Origin of the sequence: Streptomyces flavofungini, from assembly GCF_041028215.1 — a bacterium.
In the GTDB taxonomy this organism is placed as follows: Bacteria; Actinomycetota; Actinomycetes; order Streptomycetales; family Streptomycetaceae; genus Streptomyces; species Streptomyces flavofungini_B.
In genome coordinates this window covers 1-9,029 of the sequence record NZ_JASKYR010000359.1, presented here as the reverse complement: position 1 = coordinate 9,029, position 9,029 = coordinate 1, and the positions used below count along the sequence as shown (strand labels likewise).

Annotated in this window: 6 protein-coding genes; 4 read left to right on the top strand and 2 right to left on the bottom strand. The window is 73.1% G+C overall.

What is annotated here, in order from left to right; translation table 11 throughout:
- The 4 genes from AB8Z36_RS23415 to AB8Z36_RS23400 form a co-directional block, all read left to right on the top strand.
- Window positions 1-421, top strand: a 421-nt coding sequence (locus tag AB8Z36_RS23415; RefSeq protein WP_369215336.1) for an acyl carrier protein, incomplete at its 5' end; no start/stop codon positions are given.
- Window positions 418-3,933, top strand: a complete 3,516-nt coding sequence (locus tag AB8Z36_RS23410; protein ID WP_369215335.1) for an amino acid adenylation domain-containing protein — start codon at window positions 418-420, stop codon at window positions 3,931-3,933. The genes AB8Z36_RS23415 and AB8Z36_RS23410, both read left to right, overlap by 4 nt.
- Before the next feature lie 45 nt (window positions 3,934-3,978).
- Complete coding sequence (locus AB8Z36_RS23405; RefSeq protein WP_369215334.1) at window positions 3,979-5,127, top strand: OzmP; 1,149 nt, start codon at window positions 3,979-3,981, stop codon at window positions 5,125-5,127.
- 9 nt (window positions 5,128-5,136) lie between these two features.
- Entirely contained in the window at window positions 5,137-7,656 is a 2,520-nt protein-coding gene (locus AB8Z36_RS23400) for a beta-ketoacyl synthase N-terminal-like domain-containing protein (protein ID WP_369215333.1), read from the top strand.
- A gap of 68 nt (window positions 7,657-7,724) precedes the next feature.
- On the opposite strand, the gene AB8Z36_RS23395 is transcribed toward AB8Z36_RS23400, so the two are convergent.
- Together AB8Z36_RS23395 and AB8Z36_RS23390 are read right to left on the bottom strand one after the other, a co-directional pair.
- On the bottom strand, window positions 7,725-8,024 hold the full coding sequence (locus AB8Z36_RS23395; RefSeq protein WP_369215332.1) for a hypothetical protein: 300 nt from the start codon (window positions 8,022-8,024) through the stop codon (window positions 7,725-7,727).
- Window positions 8,025-8,105: 81 nt separating this feature from the next.
- On the bottom strand, window positions 8,106-8,987 hold the full coding sequence (locus tag AB8Z36_RS23390; protein ID WP_369215331.1) for an MBL fold metallo-hydrolase: 882 nt from the start codon (window positions 8,985-8,987) through the stop codon (window positions 8,106-8,108).
- Window positions 8,988-9,029 lie beyond the last annotated feature (42 nt).

Genomic DNA, 9,029 nt, shown 5'->3' with positions numbered 1-9,029 from the left:
CACCGGGGCCGACCGGTCCGACGTCGCGGAGCGGCGGGTCAAGGCGGTCTTCGCGCGCGTCCTCGAAATGCCGGAGGACCTCCTGGACCCCCGGGCCACCTTCGAGAACTACGGCGTCGACTCCCTGGTGGTGCTCAGCCTCACCAAGGAGCTGGAGAAGGAGTACGGGCCGCTGCCGTCGACCCTGCTCTTCGAGCACATCACCATCGAGCGCCTCGCCCGTCACCTGGCGGCCGCTCAGGGCACCGACGGGGGGACACCAAAGACTCCGTCCGAGCCGCACGCCGAGCCCGAGGCGGAGCACACCGCCGCGCCGGAACCCGGCATCGAGCAGCTCGTCGACAGCCTCTCCGACGCCGAGGTGGACAGCCTGCTGCGCCAGTTGAGCGGTGCTCTCCAGGACCAGGAGGAACAGCGGTGACCACGTCCTTCAGCGCCGTCCTGATCGGCGAGGAGCCCCTCCTCGCCGAGTGCGGCGAGCACCTGCTGACCCGGGGCCACCAGGTGGCCGCCGTGGTCGCCGAGGACCCGGGGCTGTGCCGCTGGGCCGCCGGGCACGGGCTGCCGGTGGTCGAGCCGGGCCGGGGACTCGCCGAGCGGCTGCGCCCGCTGCGGTTCGCGTACCTGTTCAGCGTCACCAACCTGCGGATGCTGTCCGACGACGTCCTCGCCCTGCCCGAGCGGCTCCCCGTCAACTTCCACGACGCGCCGCTTCCCCGGCTCGCCGGTCTGCACGCCACCAGCTGGGCCGTCCTGGAGGGCGCCGCCGAGCACGGCGTCACCTGGCACGTCATGGAGCGCGAGGCCGACACGGGCGACGTGCTCAAGCAGCGGGCGGTGCCGGTCGGCCCCGACGACACCGCGTACACGCTCAATCTCGCCTGCTACGAGGCGGCGGCCACCGCCTTCGGTGAACTCGTCGACGAGCTGGCCGCGGGCACCGAGACCCGCACCCCGCAGGACCTGACCCGGCGCACCTACCACGGGCTGTACGACGGCCCGCCCGACGGCGGCCTGTTCGACTGGCGCAGGCCTGCCGCCGACCTCGGCAGGCTGGTGCGCGCCACGGACCTCGGTCCGCACCGCAACGCGTTCGGCCTCGCGCTGCTCGCCCTGGACGAGCGGCTCTTCGCCGTACGGCAGGCGGAGGTCACGGACCGTCCGTCGACCAGCCCGCCCGGCACCGTGGTCGCCGTCGAGGGTCCGGCCGTGGTCGTCGCCACCACCGACCTCGACGTACGCCTGACGGACCTGTGCGCGCTGGACGGGGACGCACGGGGGCCGCGTCCTGGCGACCGGTTCACGGACCCTGACGACGAGGCGCGGGCGGCCTGGGCGTCCGCCGCCCGCGCCGCGCGGCGGCACGAGCGGTACTGGCTCCGGCTGCTCGCCGACCGGGCACCCCTGGAAGTCCCCTGGCCCGCCGCACCGGAGTCCCCGCGGCCTCTGGCGTCCCCGGACTCGGCCGAGACCCTCGCCCGCGCCGACGTCCCGCCGGACATCACGGCCAAGGCCCCCGAGGCGGCCAGGGCCTGGCTGCTCGCCGCGCTCCTGCTCTTCCTTGGCCGACTGGCGGGGGAGGGCGCGGGCGGCTTCGACGTGGCACTGCGCCTGACCGGTGCCGCCCCCGGGCCCACGGAGACCGACGTGCCCTTCCGTGCCCCGGAAGCCGACGAGGAACGCCCCCTGGCCGCGCTCGCGGAAGCGGTCGCCGGACGGCTCGCCGAGGTGGCGGGGCGCGGCGCCCCGCTGCGGGGAGCGCACCTGCGGATGCCGGGACCCGGCGGACGGGCGGCACTCGCGGGCACCCCGCTGCCGGTCACCGTGGACCTGAGCGAAGGCCACGGCACGGCCCGCCGCCGGGGCGGACCCGAGCTGACGGTGCGGCTCGGCGGGCCCGGCCGGGCACCGCGCAGCGTCGCCTTCATCCCGGGCGATCCGGAGCGGACGGCCGCCGCCCATCAACTGGCCGACCGTTTCGGACGGTTCCTGCGCGCGGCCGCCGCGCGGCCCGACGAGCACGCGGGCCTGCTCCCGCTGCTGTCGGAGGACGAGAGCCGTCAGGTGCTCGACTCCTGGAACGACACGGCCGCCGACTATCCCGCCGACCGGTGCGTGCACCAGCTCTTCGCCGAGTGGAGTGCCCGGCGGCCCCAGGCGCCCGCCGTCCGGTCCGGCGACACCGTCCTGACGTACGGCGAACTCGACCGCGCGGCCGACCGCCTGGCCCACCGCCTCGCCCGCCTCGGCGCGGGCCCCGGCACCCTCGTCGGGGTGTTCCTCAACCGCTCGGCGGACCTGCTCACCGGGCTGCTGGCGGTGCTCAGGACGGGCGCCGCGTACGTGCCGCTCGACCCGGTCTACCCGCCCGAGCGCATCCGGCACATGCTGGACGACTCCGAGGCCCTGCTCGTGCTCACCGAGCCCGCGCTCTCCTCCGCGCTGCCCGAGGACTGCCCGGCACGGGTGGTGGAGACCGGCGATGACCCGGCGGACAGCGAGGAGCCCTTCCCCGACCGGGCCTCCGCCAAGGACCCCGCCTACGTCATCTACACCTCCGGCTCCACCGGGCTGCCCAAGGGTGTGCGGGTCGGCCACCGGGCGCTGACCAACTTCCTCTGCTCCATGGCACGGGAGCCGGGCTTCGGCCCCGACGACTCCCTGCTCGCGGTCACCACCGCCTGCTTCGACATCGCGGGCCTTGAGCTGTACCTGCCGCTCGTCACGGGCGGCGAGCTGCGGGTGGCGTCCGCGGAGACCGCCGCCGACGGGTTCGCGCTGCGGGCGCTCATCGAGGCCTGCCGGCCGACCGTCATGCAGGCGACGCCCGTCACCTGGCGGATGCTGATCGGCGCGGGCTGGCAGGGGCATGCCGGGCTGACCGTGCTGTGCGGCGGCGAGGCGCTCCCCGGTGACCTGGCCGCCGACCTGGTGCGGCGGGCGGACCGGGTCTGGAACATGTACGGGCCGACCGAGACCACCATCTGGTCCTCGCTCGACCGCGTGGTGGCGGGGCGTCCGGTCACCATCGGCCGTCCGCTGGCCAACACGCGGATGTACGTGCTCGACGAGCGGCTGCGGCCCGTGCCGCCCGGCAGCCCGGGGGAGCTGTACATCGGCGGCGACGGGGTGGCCGACGGCTACCACCGCCGTCCGGAGCTGACCGCGGCCCGGTTCCTCGACGACCCCTTCGCGCCAGGGCGCGTGTACCGCACGGGCGACCTGGTGCGGCAGCTGCCCGACGGGCGCCTCGCGTATCTGCGCCGGGTGGACAACCAGGTCAAGCTGCACGGCTACCGCATCGAGCCCGGCGAGGTGGAGACGGTCCTGCGCGACCACCCGGCCGTCGCCCAGGCCGCGGTGGTGGTGCGTGAGGACGATCCGGGAGGCGGCAGGCTCGTCGCGTACGCCGTGGCCGAAGCGGCGGGCGGACTGCCCGACGCCGCCGAGCTGCGCGCGCACGTACGGGCGCGGCTGCCCGCGTACATGGTCCCCTCGGCCGTCGTCCCGCTGCCCGCGCTGCCGCTGACGCCCAACGGCAAACTGGACCGCAAGGCACTGCCCGCGCCCCACGCCGTGGCGGCCGGGTCCGGCGGCCCGGCGGACGCGGCTCCCGAGGGCGACCTCGAACGGCGGATCTCCGCGATCTGGCGGAGCGCGCTCGGCGTGCCGGGGGTCGGCACCGACGTCAACTTCTTCGACGCGGGGGGCGACTCGCTGCGGCTGACCCATGTGGTGGCCCGGCTCAGGGCGGAACTGCGCCCCTCACTGAGCCGCCTCGACATGTTCCGCCACCCGACGATCCGGACGATGGCCCGCCACCTCGCCGAGGACGCCGCCGCGCCTCGTCGGCAGGTGCGCGGGCGGCAGCAGGGCGGCCGGGAGAGGTCCCTGCTCGGAGCGCGCCGTCGGAGGTCCGGCGCCGAACGCTGAGCCCGCCGGAGGCCGGACGTCCGGCACATCTTTCTAGGAGGCATCGTGGAACCCACCATCGTTCGCTGCAAGATCTGCTCGCTCAAGGAGGGGCACCCGGGAGTCGTCCTGGACGAGCAGCGGGTGTGCAATCTCTGCAATCTCGATTTCGCGGGCGACCTGCTCGTCAACTACAAGTACACCAACGAGGTGTTCGCCGAATTCCAGGCGGCACCGCCCAATCCGCACGGCGACTTCGACTGCCTCTTCATGTACAGCGGCGGCAAGGACAGCACGTACATGCTGGACAAGTTCGTCAACGAGTACGGCAAGCGGACCCTCGCCTACACCTTCGACGTGCCCTTCGAGAGCACCCACGCCGCGCAGAACATCAGACTGGCGCAGGAGAAGCTGCCCGCGACGTTCGTGGTGGACGCGGACGACGACAACATCAAGAAGATGATGCGGGACGTCTTCAACCGGCCGCGCCCGAAGAAGCCCGGTCAGTACCTGGACGAGAAACTGCCCTGCGTCTCCTGCCGTACGTTCTTCGTGATCAGGGCCATTCTGCACGCCTACCGCGAGCACATCCCGTACATCGCCCTGTGCGCCGACCCGCAGCAGATCCTCACGATGGAGTCGAACGTCCGCGAAGTGGTGCGCGGCTTCTACAAGTCCTTCGGGCCCGAACTCGCGAGTGAACTCTTCGACGGTGAGATCGAGGAGATCCTCTTCGCCGAGGACGACGAACTCCCCAAGATCGTGTTTCCGTTCATCGCCATGCGGCACGACTACGACCCCGACCGCATGGTGGCGGAGCTCAAGGAGAAGGGGCTGTACGCCTCTTCGCCGATGGAGACGCACTGCACGCTGTTCCCGCTCCTGAACTACTACTCGTTCAAGAACTGGGACTGCATGTTCTACAAGCTCAACGCGTCCAGCTACACGCGTGCGGTGAGCCGCAACAAGGACTACGACCGCTCCACCTTCAGCATCAAGTTCCCGCGCTCACTCGACCTGCCCGAGGTCGAGGAGAACCTCAAGCGGGTGGTCCTGGAGATCGCCGCGGGCGAGGGCGACCGCGAGCAGCACCGCACGGCGCTCATCGAGCTGTTCAAGCAGATGGACACCACCGACGACGGCGCCAGGTTCATCGCGGAGACGTTCCTGGACATGCGCGCGGTCGCGGCGGACCTCGGTATCAAGGTGGGTTGAGGAGACAACATGAACGACCAGCGGACAGAGCGGCAGGACATCGAGGTCCGGGACTCCGACATCGCCGTCATCGGGCTCGCCTGCCGGTTCCCCGGCGCCGACGGCCCCGACGCGTTCTGGAAGGTGCTGAGCGAGGGCAGGGAGACGCTCACCTACTTCTCGGACGAGGAGCTGCGCGCGGCCGGTGTCGAGGAGCGGCAGCTGAGTGACGACCGCTATGTGAAGGCGGGGCAGGTCCTCGCCGACGCCGACACCTTCGACGCGGGGTTCTTCGGCATCACCCGCGACGAGGCGGAGCTGATCGACCCCCAGCAGCGCCAGTTCCTCCAGTGCGCGCACGAGGCCCTGGAACGGGCGGGCTACGACCCGCTCCAGGGCGAGCAGCGGATCGGCGTCTACGCGGGGGTGGGCCTGAACACCTACCTGTTGCACAACCTCGGCGAGCGCTACCGCACCGCGTCGTCCGTCGACCGCTACCGCATGATGATCACCAACGACAAGGACTTCGTCGCCACCCGCACCTCCTACAAGCTGAACCTTCAGGGCCCGAGCGTCAGCACCAACACCGCCTGCTCGACCTCCCTGGTCGCCGTGCACCTGGCCTGCCTCAGCCTGCTCTCCGGGGACTGCACCATGGCCCTCGCGGGCGCCGCCCACATCCAGGCCGACCAGGGCGAGGGCTACCTCCACCACGAGGGCATGATCTTCTCCCCGGACGGGCACTGCCGGGCCTTCGACGCCAAGGCGCAGGGCACCGTCATCGGCAACGGCGTCGGCGCCGTCCTCCTGAAGCGGCTGAGCGACGCCCTCGCCGACGGCGACACCGTGCACGCCGTCATCAAGGGCACCGCGGTCAACAACGACGGCTCGGACAAGACCGGTTACACCGCGCCGAGCGTCCAGGGCCAGGCCGCCGTCGTCGCCGAGGCCCAGCAGATCGCCGACATCGGCCCGGAGACCGTCTCGTACGTGGAGGCGCACGGCACGGCGACCCCGCTCGGCGACCCCATCGAGGTCGCCGCGCTCAACCAGGCCTTCGGCCGCGACGGCGACGCGCTCGCCCCCCGGTCCTGCGCCCTCGGCTCGGTGAAGACCAACGTCGGCCACCTCGACACGGCCGCGGGCATGGCGGGCCTGATCAAGACGATCCTGATGCTGCGCCACCGCACCCTGGTCCCCAGCCTGTACTTCGACGCGCCCAACCCCGAGATCGACTTCGCGGCGGGCCCCTTCTACGTCGCCACCGAGACCACGGAGTGGCCGGAGGGGCCGACCCCGCGCCGGGCCGGGGTGAGCTCCTTCGGCATCGGCGGCACCAACGCCCACGTCATCGTGGAGGAGCCGCCCGCCGCCGCCACCGCCTCCGGCGCCGAGGACGCCGGGCCGCGCCTCCTGGTGCTCTCCGCCAACACCCCCGCCGCCCTCGCCACCGTCACCTCCGACCTCGCCCGGCACCTGCGCAAGGACCGTGACCTCGGCCTGCCCGCCGTGGCCCAGACCCTCGCCCTGGGCCGCCGCGCACACCCCTACCGCCGCGCGCTTGTCGCGACCGGCGTACGCGACGCCGCCCTCGCCCTGGCCCTGGGCGACGACAGCCGGGTCCTGACCGGCGACCCCACCGCGGAGTCACCCGTCCTCGCCCTGGCACCCGGCACCGGCGCCCCCGGACACACCACGGCCCTGTACGAGGAGTCGGCCGCCTTCCGCGCGCACTACGACCGGTGCGCCGCCGAGCTGGGCACACCCGCGTCCGGCCTGCTCGGCGCGCCGGGCCCGGCGGCGGGCTTCGCCGCGCAGTACGCCACCGCGCGGACCCTGGCCGACTGGGGGGTCACCGCCCCCGTCGTCGCCGCCGACCGCACCGAGCTGCCCGACGCCGCGCTGCGCCTGCTCGAAGACATCGGCGCGCAGCACACGGCGGGCGCCGACCGGCCGGTCCTCGCCCTGCTGCCGCAGGAGTCGGCCCCCGTCGGCGCGGCGTTCCTGCTCGGCCTGCTGGGGCGGCTGTGGACGGCGGGCGAGGAGGTGGACTGGGCCGCCTTCCACCGGGGCGAGCGGATACGCCGGGTGCCGCTGCCCACCTACCCCTTCGAGCGCGTACGGCACTGGATCGAGCCGCACGGCAGCGCGGCACCGGCCGCCAAGCCCGCCGCGCGGACGCTGCGGCACCGGTTCGAAGGGCTGCCGGACGCCGAGAAGAGCGCCCTGCTCACCGGGTTCATCCGGCAGGAGATCGCCGCCGTGCTCGGCGCGCCCGACCCGCGCACCGTGGATCTCGACACCAACCTGTTCGACATGGGCCTCGACTCGCTCATCCTGATCGAGGTCATCGCCAAGCTCAGCGACGAACTGGCCCACCCCGTGCGCTCCTCGGCGTTCGTGGAGTACCCGACGGTGCGCTCGTTCGTCACCGATCTCAGCGAGGAACTGGGCATCGCCCCGGAGGCGGCGCCGTCGCCCGCCGCCTCCGGGGGCCGGGTCTCGCGCCGGGCGCAGCGGGCCGCCGCGCGGCGCCCCGGCAGCGCGTGACCGGGTCACCTCGCGCGTGACCGGTGCCGGGCGGCCGGGCCGACGGCTCAGCCGCCCGGGCCGGGGGTTCAGCCGCCCGGGTGGTCGGCGACGCGCACCATGAGGCCGTAGTCCAGTTCGGCCCCGTCGACGAGCAGCGCCTCCACGGCCCGGCTGACGGGGTCGATGTCGGCCTCCATGCCGTCGCCGGTGTAGCGGGGATAGCCGGAGGCGCCGGTCTCCCCGGTGGCGCGCACCAGCGCCGAGCGCAGGGTGCCGCGGGTGTCGGCGGTCTCCGTGCCGTCCTCGTTGAACTCGGGCACGATGAGCAGCTCGAACGTCTGCGGCTCGGGGAGTGCGGAGTCGGTCCTTCGCGGTTCAGTTGCCATGCGGGCGACGCTAGAGGAGGAGTGGCGCCCGCGGCATGTATTCACCGCCGGGCGGCGGGGTGTGTCGCCGCCCACGGGCGGTCACCAGCGCAGGGCGGTGAAGTCCACCGGGCGGGGCCGCAGCGTCGCGGTGCGGTCCCTCAACGCCCGCATGCGCTCGGCCATTTCGTCGGCAGGCAGATGCCTGCGGTCGCCGTGCCCCGGCAGCAGCCACTCGAAGCGGAGCCGTTCGGCCGTGCGGGCCAAGGAGGCGGCGAGTTCCTCGATGGAGTACCAGGTCACGCTCTCGGCCACCACGATGTCGCCCACCGAGCGCGACCAGTAGAAGCTGTCCCCGCTGAAGCAGTACCGCTCATCGGCGACGTAGAGCACGCTGCCCCTGGTGTGCCCGGAGAGCGGGTGGGCGACGACTCCGTCGGCGACTTCCACGGCGTCCGTGCCGCGCAGCACCTGGTCGGCGTCCGGCGACGCGTCCAGGTCGCCCTCGTGGATCCACAGCCGGGCCCCGAAGCGGTCGGCGTACCTGCGGCCGTGCGCCGCGTGGTCCCGGTGGGTGAGGAGCACGTCGGTGACGGGCCCGATCGCCTCGTACTTGGCGGCCAGCGCCTCGCTCCAGCGCGGGGTGTCGACCATGAGCAGATTCCCCGCGGGGCGGCGCAGCAGGTAGGAGTTGGCTCCGGCGTTGTGCGTGGAGTTGTGCCCGCAGAACAGGACGGTGTCGTCGACGGGCAGCGGGTAGGGGTCGTGCGCGCTGTCCAGGCGCCCGGACGCGGGGCGGATGGAGCGGGTGTGGCAGGCGAACGCGGCGGCGTACATCCGGCGTTCCTCGGCGGCGTCGCGGGGCTGGCGCACGACCTCCGAGCGGTGGCCGACCTCGTGGATGAGGTCGGGTGCGAGCTGCCGGGCGACGTCGCAGTTGTTGCAGCGGTCGTCCACGGACCAGCCGGTGGCTAAGTCGCTCACTTCGGTCTCACTTCCTGGGGGGCTTCGGATCTCCCTCAGGGG

Excerpts from the sequence above, each read along its gene's own strand:
- AB8Z36_RS23400 (WP_369215333.1), top strand. The coding sequence starts at position 5,137 with ATGAACGACCAGCGGACAGAGCGGCAGGACATCGAGGTCCGGGACTCC.
- AB8Z36_RS23395 (WP_369215332.1), bottom strand. The coding sequence starts at position 8,024 with ATGGCAACTGAACCGCGAAGGACCGACTCCGCACTCCCCGAGCCGCAG.